Consider the following 12,996-nt stretch of genomic DNA (forward strand, 5'->3'; position numbering starts at 1 on the left):
TACAACTTTTCCCGCTCGTTCTCCGGCCGCCGACCATTGCTCGGTCGACGTTAAAAATTCATCATACAACTTGCCAGCTTTTGTATGTTGACATTATGTCCTCGCGGTTTTAGCCATAATGAGCCGGTTGGAGGAGCGGCAGGATAAGGGGCTGGTCGATCCACGTCTTCTGTTTCCAAGGGAAGAGCGAAAGCCCCTGCATGTAGATGAAAACAGCCGTGCCATCGGTTCGATGGGCACGTCGACCCGCATCGGCATGCCCGGTTGGCCTCCTCCCACACGACTTCTCAATGGTACCGACGCCAGCGCCTGATTGTGGAATGGCCGGAAAAGGCGGCGTGTGCAGGGTTCTGTCCTTGTATTCGCAAAGCTGGCGTGCCGATTATGAAAAGTGAATTGTCATGCAATACGGGAGGATAGCATGAAAAACTTCGTTAAGCTGGCAGCAGGTCTGATGATCGCTGCCGCGTTTGTGAGCAGCGCCGCCAGCGCTCAAACCGTGCTGAAATCATCCGATACCCATCCTGACGGTTATCCCACAGTCGAGGGCGTCAAATATTTTGGCGAGTTGGTCAAGGAGCGCACCAAGGGCCGCTATTCGGTCGAAGTGTACCATTCCGCCCAACTCGGCGAGGAGAAGGACACGATCGAGCAGGTGCGCTCGGGCGTAATCGAATTGAATCGTGTGTCGATGGCGCCTTTCAACGGCACGGTGAAGGAATCGATCGTTCCCGCCCTGCCCTATATCTTCCGTTCGGAAGACCACATGCACAAGGTCATGGACGGAGCCATCGGCGATCAGATCAAGAAAGCGTTCGAACCGGCCGGCCTTGTCGTGCTGGCCTTCTACGATGCCGGCGCCCGCTCGTTCTACAATAAGACGAAGCCGATCAACTCGGTTGCCGACATGAAGGGCCTGAAGTTCCGCGTTATCCAGTCCGATATCTTCGTCGACATGGTGGCGGCCCTCGGCGCCAATGCCACGCCCATGCCCTACGGCGAAGTCTACTCGGGAATCGAGACCGGCGTCATCGACGGCGCGGAAAACAATTTCCCGAGCTACGACACCGCCAAGCACGCCGAAGTGGCAAAGAACTACTCGCTCGACGAGCATACGATCCTGCCGGAAGTGTTCGTCATGAACAAGGCCGCGTTCGACAAGCTGACGCCGGAGGATCAGGAGATCTTCAAGCAGGCAGCCAAGGACAGCGTCGCCAAGCAGCGTGAACTCTGGTCCGCCAAGGTCGCCGAATCCCGCGCCAATGTCGAAAAACTGGGCGCGCAGATCACCACGCCGGAGAAACAGGGATTCATCGACGCCATGGCGCCGGTTTACGAGAAGCACGTCAAGGACGACGTACTGAAGAAGATGGTCGAGGATGTAAAGGCTGTGCAATAGCCGCAGCCTGCTCCTCGTGTGGAGGTCGGGGTGGAGTCATCTCCACCCCGGTTTCCCCGATGTTTCGTGCCATCTTCTCGATCCGCCCGATAGGGCGAGTGAGCGCCAATTTCGACGAGGCCCTTATGTCGAATAACCTGACCCCCGTCGCCAATTTCCTGACGCGCCTGAGCAACGCCGCCCTGTGGCTCGCCGGTATCGGTCTGGTGTTGATGACGGTCTTCGTCGCCTGGCAGGTATTCTGCCGCTATGTGCTGAACGACTCGCCGAGTTGGACTGAGCCGGGCTCAGTGATGCTGATGAGCTGGTTCATCTTCCTGGGCGCCGCCGTCGGCATCCGCGAGAACAATCATCTTGGCTTCGACGTGCTGCTCTATGTGCTGCCGAAATCCGGCAAGCGCGTTCTGCGCATGATCTCGGACGTGGTCATTCTCGCCTTCGGCGCCGGCATGATCTGGTACGGCGGCGCGCTCGTGAGCCTGACCTGGAACACAACCTTGCCGTCGCTCGGTATCTCAGGCGCGTTCGACTATATGCCGCTCTGCGCCGGTGGCGCGCTCGCCGTGATCTTCTCGCTGGAGCGCATCGTGTTGCGCCTCGCCGGCGAACCGATTGACGATGTGCTGGATGAAGTCCTGCCGACGGAAATCGCCGTCGAGATGGAGAACATCAATGCCGACCCGAACATCAAATTGAAAGCGTAGCGCGATGGAACTCTGGATCCTGTTCGGTGTTTTCACCACCCTGATGCTGATCGGCACGCCCATCGCCTTCTGCCTCGGCGTCGCCAGCTTCGCCACCGTGCTCTACATGGGGCTGCCGCCGCTGGTCGTCTTTCAACGGCTCAATTCCGGCATGAGCGTCTTTTCGCTGCTTGCCATCCCCTTCTTCATCTATGCCGGCGATCTGATGGTGCGCGGCGGAATCGCGAGCCGCATCGTTGCCTTCGCCGCGTCGCTGGTCGGCCATGTCCGCGGCGGCCTCGGCCAGGTCAACGTCGTCACGGCGACGCTGTTCGGCGGCATTTCCGGTTCGGCGGTGGCCGAAGCCGCAGCCGTCGGCGGTCTGATGATCCCGCAGATGAAGCAGCGCGGCTATGGCGCCGACTACGCGGTCAACGTCACCTCCATGGCGGCGCTGATCGCGCTGCTCCTGCCGCCCTCCCACAACATGATCATCTATTCGATCTCTGCCGGCGGCAAGATATCCGTCGCGGACCTGTTCACCGCCGGGGTGCTGCCCGGTCTGCTGCTCGCCTTTGCGCTGATGGCGACCGCTTACATCGTGGCGCGCTCGCGGGGTTACCCGACGGAGTCCTTTCCTGGCTTTGCGGCGGTGGCCCACTTGCTCGCCGTCGCGGTCCCCGGGCTGCTGCTGATCGCCATCATCTTCGGCGGCGTGAGGTCCGGCATCTTCACGGCAACGGAAAGCTCGTGCATCGCGGTCATCTACGCCCTGCTGGTAACGCTCTTCGTCTACCGGCAGATGGGCTGGAAGGATTTTGTCCACGCCACGCAGGGCGCCGTACGTACGACGGCGATGGTCCTCCTGATCATCGGTACGGCTGCCGCCTTCTCCTGGCTGATGGCCTTCCTGAAGGTGCCGGCCTCGCTGGTTATCTGGATGAAGTCCGTCGCCGACGACCCGCTGACGGTGCTGCTCCTGCTCAATGTCCTCATGCTCGTGCTCGGCACCTTCATGGATATGGGGCCGACCATCATCATCTGCACGCCGATCTTCCTGCCGGTGGCGCAAGCCTATGGAGTCGATCCTGTGCATTTCGGCGTGATCATGATCCTGAATTTCGGCATCGGGTTGAATACGCCTCCGGTCGGCGCGGTGCAATTCGTGGCTTGCGCGGTCGGCAAGATTTCAGTCTGGGAGGCTATGCGTTCGATCTGGCCGTTCTATGGTGCAGGCCTCGTTGTCCTCGGATTGGTGACGTACATCCCGGCAATCTCGTTATGGCTGCCCGCCATGTTCAAATAGGAGACCGACATGGCGGCCGATACAGCCGTTGATCTCAGGATCGAGCGGAAGCCGAAACTCTCGGAAGGCGTGGTTTCGGCCATCCGTGCGCAGGTCTTGTCGGGGGGTTACGCCCCGGGCGAGAAGCTGCCGACGGAAACGCGAATGGGCGAGCTTTTCGGCGTCAGCCGCACAGTTGTCCGCGAGGCGATCGCAACCCTTGCCGCCGACGGCCTTGTCGAGGCGCGCCAGGGGGCTGGCGTTTTCGTCAAGAATCATCCGACGATCACCTTCGGCGCGATCAGCCTCGATGTCGGCAACAAGATTTCCCATGCACTAAACGTCATCGAGGTGCGCATGGGCCTGGAGATCGAAAGCGCAGGGCTCGCCGCGCTGCGGCGCAATGCCGCCCAGGAGGCGCAGATCCAGGAAGCCTTCTTCGAATTCGACCGGCTGCTCGCACGTGGCGAAGCAACGGGCAAGAGCGACTTCGCTTTCCACCGGGAAATTGCGGCTGCCACCAACAATTCCTATTATGTCGAAGTCCTCGATGCGCTCGGCATGCGTGCGATTCCCTGCGACATCGCCTCGCCCTGGGGTACGGACAGCACGCTGTCGCGCGACTATCAGGAAGGGTTGCAGCGCGAACATCTGGCCATTCTGAAGGCGATTTCTGCCGGCGACCCGGAAGCCGCCCGCGCCGCCATGCGCGCCCACCTGACTGCAAGCCAGGAGCGCTACCGCACCCTGCTGAGCGGCCAGCAGGCAAGATGGCTTTCAGGCGCCCCTAAACGCAAGAATAAGATCACGTAGGGTTACGGGCGCATTAGATCCGCATGCCGGGAATGGCGAGCGGGTTGTCGGCCAGCGCCGTACGGTCCGGCGTGTCGATGCGCGGCTTGCCGAGGAAGGCGTCGAAGAGATCCTTCACGAAGGATTCGGGCAGGTCTTTGGTGATCAGCACCATGCGGGTTCGCCTGTCGTCCGGATCGGGCCAGGCGGGAAGCCGCACCGGCGGATGAAAGATGTTTTGGACCCCGTGCAGCACCAACGGCCGCTCCGGCCGGTCCGAAACGGACACGATCGCCTTCATCCTCAGAAGCTTGTCGCCGTGAGCCGATCGCAAGAGATCGATAAACATTTCGAGCGCCATCGGATCGATCGGCTTTTCCTCGATGATCGAGAAGGACCGGATCGAGGCGTCGTGACGGTTGACGTCACGCGCATGCTGGTAATGATCATGATGCTCATGGCCGACGTGATCATGATCATGACCGTGATCGCCGTGATGATGATGCGCCTCGTGCCCATCCTCGTCCCGCAGCCAGCGGCCGACATCGGCGATCTTCGTCGCCGGATCATAGAGCCCGTTCACCAGGACGGCGGCGCTGCCCGCTTTGATGCTGTCGGCATCCATCAACGCGGCGCGCGGGTTGAGCGCCCGCAGGCGCTGTTCCAGCTCGGCCGTTGCGTCGGCCATCGATGTCTTTGAAACGATCAGCCGGTCGGCGACAGCCGCCTGCTTGCGCGCCTCCTCGTGATTGTCGAGCGTCTGCAGCCCGTTGACCGCATCGACGACCGTGACGACGCCGTCGAGCTCGAAATTCGTGGCAATGACGGTATTTCCCATGATCGCCTGCATGACCGGTGCCGGATCGGCAAGGCCGGTCGTTTCGATGACGACGCGCTTGACCGGCTTGACGCGGCCCGTCTGCACGGCATCCATCAGGTTCGCCAGCGTATCTACCAGTTCGCCGCGCACGGTGCAGCAGAGGCAGCCGTCGGACAATTCGATGATCGAATCGCCGGAACTTTCGACCAGCAGATGATCGATGCCGACATCACCGAATTCATTGATGATGACGGCTGCATCCTTCATGACAGGATCTTTCAGGATGCGGTTGAGCAGCGTCGATTTGCCGGCGCCGAGAAAGCCGGTCAGGATGGTGACCGGAATCCGGTTGTTGAGCGCGCTCATCGATCAGACCTTAAAAAGCTGTCGGGCGCGGCATCGGCACCGGCACGTTGGCGATTGCGCCGGCCGTATCGCCCCTCGCCATCTTTTCCGGCTGCTCGGCCGGCTGCGGATCCTGCCCCGGGATCAGGCCGGCAAACACGAATCGCGGGTCGTGGTCCATCTCCAGGATATAGGGCGAGTGCACCTTCATGCGGCCGACCTCATCGCGGGTTTCACTGCGCACTTTGGCGCCCTTGGCGCTGCAGATATCCGCGGTCATGTCGGTCACCTGGTCTTGCCCCGGCCCGTAAGGTTTCAGCGAACCGAGCGTGTCGTTGCCCGAGAACTGCGTGGTGAAGCCCTTTTGCAAAAGGTTCGCCGTCGCATCGGCGCGCGCCGCCAGGCTATCGGTGCCGAGCACGACGGAAACGAGGGTGCGGCCATTGCGCGTCGCCGAACCGATCTGGTTGAAGCCCGAGGCGCAGATGAAGCCGGTCTTCATACCATCGGCGCCGGCGAAGCGGCCGATCAGCATGTTGAGGCTCGGCACGTTCTGCTGGCCGGTGGTGAAGCCCTCGAGCGCGAAATAACTGGCATATTGCGGAAAATCGCGGCGCAGCGCCACCGTCAGCACGGCAAGGTCACGCGCCGTCGTGTATTGCCCCTTGCCGGGCAGGCCGTTCGGATTGACGAAATGCGAATCAGTCATGCCGAGCTTCAGCGCGTCGCCGTTCATCCGGTTCACGAAGCCCTCCTGCGTGCCTCCGATGGCTTCGGCAACCGCGACCGCGACGTCGTTGGCCGATTTCACCAGCAGAATCTTCAGTGCGCTGTCGAGCGTCAGCTTCTGGCCCGGCTTGAAATACATCTTGGCGGCCGGCTGCGCGGCAGCGCGCTTGCTGATGACGATGGGCGTATCGAGGCTGATCTGACCGGCGCGGATCGCGTCGAAGACCGTATAGACGGTCATCAGCTTGGTGAGCGAGGCCGGGTACCATTTGCGGAAGGCTTCTTCATGCTCCAGCACGCGGCCGGTCTGCACGTCGACGAGAATATGCGGATTGGCCTGGGCAAGCGGAACGGAAGCAATAAAACCGGCAGTCGCAGCGACTAGGAAGCTAAGCGGCCGCACTGCGGCAAATAAACCAAAGTGGCTCGTCGACACGGCTCATCCTTCAGATATCAGGAAATCTCGAAAGCTTCATCTATCTAGCCTATATGGCTATGACATGGCAAAGGTCATTGACGAAGTAATTTGCATGAGCCTCACGCCCTGTGAAGCGATCAACGATTGTCGGATTTGATAACAGGAACGCCAGTATGCCGATTTTGAACAGAGCCGCCGAATTGCAGGACGAAGTCGCCGAATGGCGCCGGCATATCCATGCCCGGCCCGAGCTTCTCTTCGCGGTGGAAAACACGGCCGCCTTCGTGGCCGAAAAGCTCAAGGAATTCGGCGTCGACGAGATCGTCACCGGCATCGGCCGCACCGGCGTCGTAGGCCTGATCAGGGGCAAGGGCGAAGGCCGCCGTACGATCGGCCTGCGCGCCGACATGGATGCCCTGCCGCTGACCGAAATCACCGGCAAGCCCTGGGCTTCGAAGACACCGGGAAAAATGCATGCATGCGGCCATGACGGCCATACCGCCATGCTGCTCGGCGCGGCGAAATACCTCGCCGAGACCCGTAACTTCAACGGCAATGTCGCGGTCATCTTCCAGCCCGCCGAAGAGGGCGGCGGCGGCGGCAACCTGATGGTGAAGGACGGGATGATGGAGCGCTTCGGAATCGAAGAGGTCTACGGCATGCATAACCTGCCGGGACTGCCCGTCGGCCAGTTCGCCATCCGCAAGGGCGCGATTATGGCGGCGACCGACGAATTCACCGTCACCATCAAGGGCCGCGGCGGCCACGCCGCCCAGCCGCACCGGACGATCGACCCGATCGTCATCGGCGCCCAGATCGTCGCCAACCTGCAGATGATCGCCTCGCGCACCGCCGATCCGCTGCGCTCGGTCGTCGTTTCGGTGACGAAGTTCAATGCCGGTTTCGCCCATAACGTCATTCCGAATGACGCGACCTTCGCCGGCACGGTGCGCACCCTCGACCCCGAGGTGCGCACGCTCGCCGAAACGCGCTTCCGGCAGATCGTCGAGGGCCTGGTTGCAGCCCACGGTGCCGAGGCCGAGATCAGCTTCCATCGCAACTATCCCGTCACCGTCAATCATCCCGACGAGACGGAGCACGCCGTCGCCACCGCAAGCGCCATTGCCGGCGAGGACAACGTCAACGCCGAAATCGATCCGATGATGGGCGGCGAGGATTTCTCCTACATGCTGAACGCCCGTCCCGGCGCCTTCATCTTCATCGGCAACGGCGACAGCGCCGGCCTCCACAACCCGGCCTACGACTTCAACGACGAGGCCATCGCCCACGGCATCTCCTACTGGGTCCGCCTCGCCGAACAACGCCTCGGCGCCTAGCAACAATTAAGGCTTGGCTTCGCCCCAAGCCTTTTGTATGCATGGCATGCAAGTGGTCCCGTAGCTCAGCAGGATAGAGCACCAGATTCCTAATCTGGGGGTCGCGCGTTCGAATCGCGCCGGGATCACCATTTTTCAAGCGCTGAGCCATATGGCCACTGCGGGAATGGGTGGAATGGCTGATCTCGTCTTGTAGATCGCCGCGGGACGGCTTTGCCCCGTGTCAAGCTCGCGGCGCCTGACGATAGGCTCCTCGTCTCCTTATGATCCGCCGCACACCAAACCCCAGCAGCGCCGCCACAACCGATCCGCCGACAAAACCGATTGCGCCCCAGACGAGACCCGCAAAGCTGACCGGAACACCGGGCACGAAATCACGCCAGGTATTGGCAAAGACGACGTCATCGGCATTGCCCAGAAGCACGAAGGGTTTGGCGACCGGGGCGGCGGTGGCGAGTTTAAGTTGCTGCAACTGCAGTTTTTCGTAACGCGTGATCGTGCTTTGCATCGAGACGCCGCGGTCGCGCAGGAAATCGTCGGCGGACTGCGCATAGGCGCTAAGCGCCTGCTGGCGGTTGAGGTGGTGCTGAGCGGCTTGGCGGTTGAAGTCGTCGACGATGACCCGCAATTCATCGATCGCGCCGCCGATCCGCTGGCGATATTGCTGTGCAAATTCGGGCGCCTGCGAAAAGACCGTGCCGCCGGCAAGTCCTGCGACGATGGCGATGATCCTTGCAATCTGTCCCATGATCGATGTCTCCGGCTGTTCCCTGCGCTAACGATCCGCAGCCGCAAAGGTTTCTGCCTTCGACACAATCGGTAATGCTATGTGATTGAACCGGCAGCGCTTCCGGCGAGTTGACGGCAGGACAAACTCAGAAAGAGAGGCTCGTCATGAAACAGTTTATCCTCGCCTGCACGCTCTCCGCGGCGTCCGTTTTGTCAGCCCTGCCGTCCCAAGCGGCAAGCGTCACCATCACCACGGATGACGTCCGTCCCTATTACGGCGAGTCGGAACGCCCCTATTACCGCCATCGCCCCTATTACCGCCACCATATGAGGGAGCGCTACGTTTCCCGCGATTGCTTCACCAAGACGGAGAAGATCCGCCGTCACGGCCACACGATCGTCAAAGAAACCCGGATCTGCCGATGAGACGCCCCCACGCAGACGAGCCCCGCCGACGACGCCGGGCTCTTCGCCAGATTGCGCCGATGAGGAACTTCGCAATATCGGCCACGTTTATCGCGAAACGGGAGTATTCAGCATGCGTATCAAGATGACTCTTTTGGCAATCACCTATGTCGCCGTCAGCGCTTTGCTGCTCGCCATCGCCCATCAACCACCAGGGCCGGTGACCACGGCGAAGACCGATCGTCTGGCCGGCTCAACGTTCCTTGTCGAGCGCTTCGCCGGTTGATCAACCCGAGCGCGCTCCGGCAGCCTGGAGCGCGCGGCGCGCTGACCGCATTTCGCTGCCGCGCCGCTGACAGCGCAGCAGCCGACACTCAATGCGTGCCGTCCAGCGACGATCCGCCGAGCAGAATTCGATTTTGCACCTCATGCACGCCCTCGACGGCCCTGGCGACCGCGGTCGCCCGCTCGATCTCGCCGACCGTGCCGACGATACCGCTGAGCACGACCAGGTCGTCCTCCATCGTGACCTCGACATCGGATGCGTCGATGCCGCCAGCAATCGCCAGCGCATTGGCGACGGCCGCCTCGACCGATGCGCGATTGGCGATTTCCGCTTCCATTTCAGGCGCGAGCCCGTGAAATGTCTGCTCCTTGAAAACCATGATCCGTTCCTCTGTGAAACCTTGAAAAGAAACGTCCGTCGGCTGGTTTTGGTTTCAGCGCGTTACCAGTTGATGCGATAGCGGAGATTGACGCTGCCGGCTTCATCCTCCGAAAACGGATTGTTCATCGCGGCGTCGAGATTGAGGTTCGGCAGGATCGTCTGGCTGATGGCCACCGAACTGGAGAAGTCGCCGCTGGTATCGCTAAGGCCGGCACCGGCCGAAAGCGAGGTTCCGGTCCAGGGATGGATGAGTTTCAGCGCCTGCGACGCCGTCACTGAGGCTGGCCGGGCATCGACCGGGTCGTAACCGACGCTGACGGAGCGGCTCGTTTGCATGTCGAGCGAATCCGACAGGATCCAGCTGCGCGAACGGCTGAGCGTCAACGCACCGCTGCCGCGCAGCGTATCGACGCTGACACGCACGCCCTGCTGTGACCGGCCGGCCGGCGTGACGCTTGTCCGGCTGATCCGACCCCAGAGCATCGCCTGTTCGGATTCAGGCAGCAGGGCGCCGCCTTTAGTCGCGGCGAGCGCGAGGTCGGCGCCGGCGCTCGTTTCCCATTCCGCCGGCAGACGAAAACCCATCGTCGCCTTGTACGACCGGTCCGAAAGTTTGGCGGGCGACCAGATCAGCAGGTCGTCCGCCTTTGCAGCGGCGGTGAGCCAAGGCAGGATGGCGAAAAGACTGATGGCTATTTTAAATCTCGTCATGTGATCCGATCGTCTTGACTGACACGGGCTGGCTCATCGAACGGCACGATTTCGCACCAAAGTGCCCGCAGCGAACACGGGCGGGCAGCGCGGCCAAGCCGAACACCCGATGTCATCCTCGATTAATGTTTGGCCAGAAAGGCCGGAGGCAGCCAAGTGCCCGTTCTTCAAAGGACGCCGCAGCGCCCGAATAATCATGCGACCATGACCGGCAGCATGGGAATCACGATCCCTGCCGGGATGTTATTAGGATCACATCCCGCCGCCACTCTGTAAACCCCTTGAGGGGGAAATCTGCTGCACCGCACACTTGCCGCCCCCTCCAAACCCTAGTAGAGCCTGAACTTACGACAGGAATTTTTTCGTGAATTCTACATGACGACCGGCAAAACCGCGCCGCGGCGCCTCAGCATCTTCGGTTCGACCGGCTCGATCGGCCGCAACACGCTCAATGTCGTCGAACACCTGGGCGGGCGGGAGAATTTCGAAATTTCCGTTCTCACGGGCAACGGCAATATCGAATTGCTGGCCCGACAGGCGAGAGCATCCGGCGCGCGACTGGCGGTGACGGCAAGCGACCGGCATTACGAATCGCTGAAGAATGCGCTCGCCGGCAGCGGCATAGCGGTCGCGTCGGGAAAATCCGGGCTCATGGAAGCGGCCGACTGCGAAGCCGAGTGGGTGATGGCGGCAATCGTCGGCACCGCGGGGCTCGCCCCGACGCTCGCCGCCGCGCGCCGCGGCGCCGATATTGCCCTGGCCAACAAGGAGTGTCTGGTTTCGGCCGGCGATCTGTTCATCAAGGCGATCCGCGAAGGCGGCGGCAGGTTGCTTCCCGTCGATAGCGAGCACAATGCAATTTTCCAGGTGCTGGAAGAGAACCAGCGCCATGCCGTCGAGCGTGTTATCCTGACGGCGTCGGGCGGTCCTTTCCGCACCGCATCGCTGGAGGAAATGAAGCATGTGACGGTGGAAACCGCGCGCGCCCATCCGAACTGGTCGATGGGATTGAAGATCTCGATCGACAGCGCCTCGATGTTCAACAAGGCGCTGGAGATGATTGAGGCCCGGCACCTTTTCGGCCTGAACCCCGAGCAGATCGAGGTCATCTTCCATCCCCAGTCGATCATCCATTCCATGGTCGGCTATAGCGACGGTTCGGTGCTGGCCCAGCTCGGCGCGCCCGATATGCGCACGGCGATCGGTTATGCCCTCTCCTATCCGCGCCGACCGAACCTGCCGGTCGAGCGGCTGGACTTTGCGAAGCTGGCGCGGCTTGATTTCGAGGCGCCGGACGAGGTGCGGTTCCCGGCCTTGCGGCTGGCGCGCCTTGCGATGACGCGCGGCGGTGTTCAGGGCGCGGTGCTGAACGGCGCCAAGGAAATGGCGCTTGAAGCCTTCATCGAGGGGCGCCTGTCCTTCCTCGCCATGGCCGAGGTCACCGAGAAGGTCATGGACGATCTGGCCGGCCTGCCGCCGGCAGCCGGCATGGACGATGTATTTGGCGCCGACAGGCAAGCCCGGCAGCGGGCGGTGGAGCTGATGAAACTCGACCTCGTTGGCTGAGGCCGCAGGCGGCCGCACTTATCGCAGCCGATTGCCGCCCTCGTCGAACAATCGGCAATTCGACGGTTCAAAATGCAGGCTGACCTGCTCGCCGGCGGCGATGCTGGTCGGCGACCGATGCTCGACGGTGAGCGACTGGCCATCGCCGAGCTGGCAGTAAAGATACTGCGTTCCGCCGAGATATTCGGAAAAATCGACCCTTGCCGTCAGGCTGCCTGAACGGTCGGATGCCACCGTCAGATGCTCCGGCCGCAGACCGAGCGTCACGGCCGCAGCGGCCGGCCTGTCCGCAGGTGACAGGCCGCTTTCGACGCGCCCGCCGGCGACCTCGACCTGGCCCCCTCCGCCCCACCGGGCATTCAGGAGATTCATCCTGGGCGAGCCGATGAAGCCCGCCACGAATGTATTGGCGGGATCCTCGTAGATTTCCCGCGGTGTTCCGGCCTGCTCAACGCGGCCGTCGCGCAGCACGACGATCTTGTCGGCAAGCGTCATCGCCTCGGTCTGATCATGCGTGACATAGATCATCGTGTTGCCGAGCTCGCGGTGAAGGCGGGCGATCTCGATGCGCATGGAGACGCGCAGCTCCGCATCGAGGTTGGACAGCGGTTCATCGAACAGGAAGACGTCGGGCTTGCGCACGATCGCTCGCCCGATCGCCACACGCTGGCGCTGACCGCCGGAAAGCTGTCCGGGCCGCCGGTCGAGCAGATGGTCGATCTTCAGGATCGCGGATGCGGCCTTGACGCGCGTCTCGATCTCGGCGGCATTCGTACGCGCCATCTTCAAGCCGAAGGCCAGGTTCTCGCGCACGCTCATATGCGGGTAGAGGGCGTAGGATTGGAAGACCATGGCGATGCCACGCTCGGAGGGATCGAGATCGGTGACGAGGCGTCCCTTGATTTCGATCTCGCCGTCGGTCACGTCCTCCAGGCCGGCGATCATGCGAAGCAGCGTCGATTTTCCGCAACCGGACGGACCGACGAAGACGACAAATTCGCCCTCCTCGACCGTCAGGTCGATCCCATGGACGACCTGCAGATTGCCATAGCTCTTGCGCACGTCCTGGAGCACGACGCTCTTGTTGCCCATACCGTTCGTCATCCCCAA

The 12,996-nt window shown here is 62.0% G+C and carries 14 protein-coding genes and 1 tRNA gene; 9 read left to right on the forward strand and 6 right to left on the reverse strand.

Features of this window, described 5'->3' with window-relative positions:
* Positions 1-421: 421 nt before the first annotated feature.
* From J0663_RS07090 to J0663_RS07105, 4 genes are all read left to right on the forward strand, one after another.
* Positions 422-1,399, forward strand: coding sequence for a TRAP transporter substrate-binding protein (locus J0663_RS07090; RefSeq protein WP_207243731.1), 978 nt, complete (start codon positions 422-424; stop codon positions 1,397-1,399).
* 125 nt (positions 1,400-1,524) lie between these two features.
* Positions 1,525-2,103 (forward strand): TRAP transporter small permease, encoded by a 579-nt coding sequence (locus J0663_RS07095; protein WP_207243732.1) that lies wholly within the window; start codon positions 1,525-1,527, stop codon positions 2,101-2,103.
* 4 nt (positions 2,104-2,107) lie between these two features.
* A complete protein-coding gene (locus tag J0663_RS07100; RefSeq protein ID WP_064707921.1) occupies positions 2,108-3,388 on the forward strand; it encodes a TRAP transporter large permease in 1,281 nt (426 codons plus the stop codon).
* A 9-nt stretch (positions 3,389-3,397) separates the two neighbouring features.
* On the forward strand, positions 3,398-4,180 hold the full coding sequence (locus J0663_RS07105) for a FadR/GntR family transcriptional regulator (RefSeq protein WP_207243733.1): 783 nt from the start codon (positions 3,398-3,400) through the stop codon (positions 4,178-4,180).
* Between the two features lie 13 nt (positions 4,181-4,193).
* Here the strand turns inward: J0663_RS07105 and J0663_RS07110 are convergent, their stop codons facing one another.
* Together J0663_RS07110 and J0663_RS07115 are read right to left on the reverse strand one after the other, a co-directional pair.
* Positions 4,194-5,345 (reverse strand): CobW family GTP-binding protein, encoded by a 1,152-nt coding sequence (locus tag J0663_RS07110; RefSeq protein ID WP_207243734.1) that lies wholly within the window; start codon positions 5,343-5,345, stop codon positions 4,194-4,196.
* A 10-nt stretch (positions 5,346-5,355) separates the two neighbouring features.
* Positions 5,356-6,489, reverse strand: a complete 1,134-nt coding sequence (locus tag J0663_RS07115; RefSeq protein ID WP_207243735.1) for a D-alanyl-D-alanine carboxypeptidase family protein — start codon at positions 6,487-6,489, stop codon at positions 5,356-5,358.
* A 155-nt stretch (positions 6,490-6,644) separates the two neighbouring features.
* Here J0663_RS07115 and J0663_RS07120 point away from each other — a divergent pair, with 155 nt between their 5' ends.
* Both J0663_RS07120 and J0663_RS07125 read left to right on the forward strand, forming a co-directional pair.
* A complete protein-coding gene (locus J0663_RS07120; RefSeq protein WP_207243736.1) occupies positions 6,645-7,808 on the forward strand; it encodes a M20 aminoacylase family protein in 1,164 nt (387 codons plus the stop codon).
* 54 nt (positions 7,809-7,862) lie between these two features.
* Positions 7,863-7,939: transfer RNA gene (locus J0663_RS07125), tRNA-Arg, on the forward strand.
* A 92-nt stretch (positions 7,940-8,031) separates the two neighbouring features.
* On the opposite strand, the gene J0663_RS07130 is transcribed toward J0663_RS07125, so the two are convergent.
* Complete coding sequence (locus J0663_RS07130; RefSeq protein WP_207243737.1) at positions 8,032-8,556, reverse strand: DUF2937 family protein; 525 nt, start codon at positions 8,554-8,556, stop codon at positions 8,032-8,034.
* 146 nt (positions 8,557-8,702) lie between these two features.
* On the opposite strand from J0663_RS07130, the gene J0663_RS07135 reads away from it, so the two are divergent.
* A complete protein-coding gene (locus tag J0663_RS07135; RefSeq protein ID WP_207243738.1) occupies positions 8,703-8,963 on the forward strand; it encodes a hypothetical protein in 261 nt (86 codons plus the stop codon).
* Positions 8,964-9,075: 112 nt separating this feature from the next.
* Positions 9,076-9,228 carry a hypothetical protein gene (locus J0663_RS07140; protein ID WP_207243739.1) on the forward strand — a complete coding sequence of 51 codons (153 nt, stop codon included), beginning with the start codon at positions 9,076-9,078 and terminating at the stop codon, positions 9,226-9,228.
* Positions 9,229-9,316: 88 nt separating this feature from the next.
* Here J0663_RS07140 and J0663_RS07145 read toward each other — a convergent pair whose 3' ends face one another.
* Together J0663_RS07145 and J0663_RS07150 are read right to left on the reverse strand one after the other, a co-directional pair.
* A complete protein-coding gene (locus J0663_RS07145) occupies positions 9,317-9,607 on the reverse strand; it encodes a BON domain-containing protein (RefSeq protein ID WP_207243740.1) in 291 nt (96 codons plus the stop codon).
* 62 nt (positions 9,608-9,669) lie between these two features.
* Positions 9,670-10,320: a hypothetical protein gene (locus J0663_RS07150; RefSeq protein WP_207243741.1), complete on the reverse strand. Its 651-nt coding sequence runs from the start codon at positions 10,318-10,320 to the stop codon at positions 9,670-9,672.
* A gap of 375 nt (positions 10,321-10,695) precedes the next feature.
* Between J0663_RS07150 and dxr the strand changes: the two genes are divergently transcribed.
* Positions 10,696-11,886 (forward strand): 1-deoxy-D-xylulose-5-phosphate reductoisomerase, encoded by a 1,191-nt coding sequence (gene dxr, locus J0663_RS07155; RefSeq protein WP_207243742.1) that lies wholly within the window; start codon positions 10,696-10,698, stop codon positions 11,884-11,886.
* 18 nt (positions 11,887-11,904) lie between these two features.
* Here the strand turns inward: dxr and J0663_RS07160 are convergent, their stop codons facing one another.
* Positions 11,905-12,978 carry an ABC transporter ATP-binding protein gene (locus J0663_RS07160; RefSeq protein WP_207244454.1) on the reverse strand — a complete coding sequence of 358 codons (1,074 nt, stop codon included), beginning with the start codon at positions 12,976-12,978 and terminating at the stop codon, positions 11,905-11,907.
* Between the last annotated feature and the right edge of the window lie 18 nt (positions 12,979-12,996).

Source organism: Rhizobium lentis (assembly GCF_017352135.1).
In the GTDB taxonomy this organism is placed as follows: Bacteria; Pseudomonadota; Alphaproteobacteria; order Rhizobiales; family Rhizobiaceae; genus Rhizobium; species Rhizobium lentis.

Bases quoted from the DNA above. Each gene is read 5' to 3' on its own strand.
- J0663_RS07090 (WP_207243731.1), top strand. From the start codon at position 422: ATGAAAAACTTCGTTAAGCTGGCAGCAGGTCTGATGATCGCTGCCGCG.
- J0663_RS07095 (WP_207243732.1), top strand. From the start codon at position 1,525: ATGTCGAATAACCTGACCCCCGTCGCCAATTTCCTGACGCGCCTGAGC.
- J0663_RS07100 (WP_064707921.1), top strand. From the start codon at position 2,108: ATGGAACTCTGGATCCTGTTCGGTGTTTTCACCACCCTGATGCTGATC.
- J0663_RS07105 (WP_207243733.1), top strand. From the start codon at position 3,398: ATGGCGGCCGATACAGCCGTTGATCTCAGGATCGAGCGGAAGCCGAAA.
- J0663_RS07110 (WP_207243734.1), bottom strand. From the start codon at position 5,345: ATGAGCGCGCTCAACAACCGGATTCCGGTCACCATCCTGACCGGCTTT.
- J0663_RS07120 (WP_207243736.1), top strand. From the start codon at position 6,645: ATGCCGATTTTGAACAGAGCCGCCGAATTGCAGGACGAAGTCGCCGAA.
- J0663_RS07130 (WP_207243737.1), bottom strand. From the start codon at position 8,556: ATGGGACAGATTGCAAGGATCATCGCCATCGTCGCAGGACTTGCCGGC.
- J0663_RS07135 (WP_207243738.1), top strand. From the start codon at position 8,703: ATGAAACAGTTTATCCTCGCCTGCACGCTCTCCGCGGCGTCCGTTTTG.
- J0663_RS07140 (WP_207243739.1), top strand. From the start codon at position 9,076: ATGCGTATCAAGATGACTCTTTTGGCAATCACCTATGTCGCCGTCAGC.
- J0663_RS07145 (WP_207243740.1), bottom strand. From the start codon at position 9,607: ATGGTTTTCAAGGAGCAGACATTTCACGGGCTCGCGCCTGAAATGGAA.
- J0663_RS07150 (WP_207243741.1), bottom strand. From the start codon at position 10,320: ATGACGAGATTTAAAATAGCCATCAGTCTTTTCGCCATCCTGCCTTGG.
- dxr (WP_207243742.1), top strand. From the start codon at position 10,696: ATGACGACCGGCAAAACCGCGCCGCGGCGCCTCAGCATCTTCGGTTCG.
- J0663_RS07160 (WP_207244454.1), bottom strand. From the start codon at position 12,978: ATGGGCAACAAGAGCGTCGTGCTCCAGGACGTGCGCAAGAGCTATGGC.